Annotated in this window: 1 protein-coding gene; it reads right to left on the bottom strand. The window is 54.7% G+C overall.

Annotated features, from left to right (window positions below):
* Positions 1-102 precede the first annotated feature (102 nt).
* Positions 103-1,120 (bottom strand): IS110 family transposase (locus ACIGCM_RS22865; protein ID WP_397504354.1); only part of this gene is annotated, 1,018 nt, incomplete at its 5' end.

Genomic DNA, 1,120 nt, shown 5'->3' with positions numbered 1-1,120 from the left:
TATGTCAGGATCCTCGTCAGGCCGGTAGGCCGTTCATTTCATCTGTTGTTCAGCTATCGCAAAACCTGAAAGGTGAATCGTGGTACAGCAACAACCGCAGGGTCAGGCGTTCAATGCGCTTGGCCCTGCTTCGTATTGGCTGTGGTGCGCAGAAATTGCCCAGGCAATACGGGCTAGTTTGTTGGCCAATGCGCAGGCAACTACGTTGGAATGTCGCCGCGTTAATAACGATCGAACCCAGTCTGCCAAGGGCCCCTTCTGTCGCTCCAGATGCTGCATATAGACACGTGCGCATTGCACCAATAAGCGGCGTAGGTTCTTGTCGCCCCGCTTACTGATACCTAAAAGGTTGGCTCTGCCGCCCGTACTGTACTGCCTAGGCACCAGACCGACAGATGCGGCAAAATCACGGCTGCATCGGTACTGTTGGCCGTCGCCCATTTCCACAGCCAGCAAGCTGGCTGTGATCGGGCCAACGCATGGCATGCTCAGCAAACGACTACCCAGATCATCGTCGGCCAGTTGGCCGGCCAGTTCTTTATCCAACGCTTTGATTTGTCCGTCCAGGTAGACGAAATGATCGTGCAAGCGCTGCAACAATACCGTTAGCCGAGCAGGTAGCTCGTGCTCTGCCAAAACAGCAGACAAACGCTTCATGACGGCTAGACCTTTCGGCAAACTGATACCGAATTCAAGCAAGAAACCATGCATCTGATTAACCGCCTTGGTGCGGTCGCGGATCAGTGACTCACGCAGGCGATGCAACACTGAAAGGGTCTGTTGAGCTTCTGTCTTGGGCGACACGAAACGCATCGTTGAGCGCGAAGCGGCTTCGCAGATGGCTTCAGCATCAACAAAGTCGTTTTTGTTGCCCTTGACGAAGGGTTTAACGAACTGCGGGGAAATAAGCTTGGCCTGATGCCCCAAGGCCGTCAGCTCACGCGCGATGAAATGTGCTCCAGCGCAGGCTTCCATCACCACCGTGCACGGCGGCAAGTTGGCAAACAATCGCATCATTTGCTGGCGTGAGAGCTTCTTGCGAAACAACTCTCGGCCGGGCTTATCCTGGCCGTGCAGGTGAAAGGTGTGTTTGCCGAGGTCGATACCGACCAATGCTAAA

Source organism: Pseudomonas sp. NPDC078700 (assembly GCF_044542375.1).
In the GTDB taxonomy this organism is placed as follows: Bacteria; Pseudomonadota; Gammaproteobacteria; order Pseudomonadales; family Pseudomonadaceae; genus Aquipseudomonas.
The sequence above is the reverse complement of the archived record's forward strand: the minus strand, read 5'-3'. Positions and strand labels throughout refer to the sequence as shown.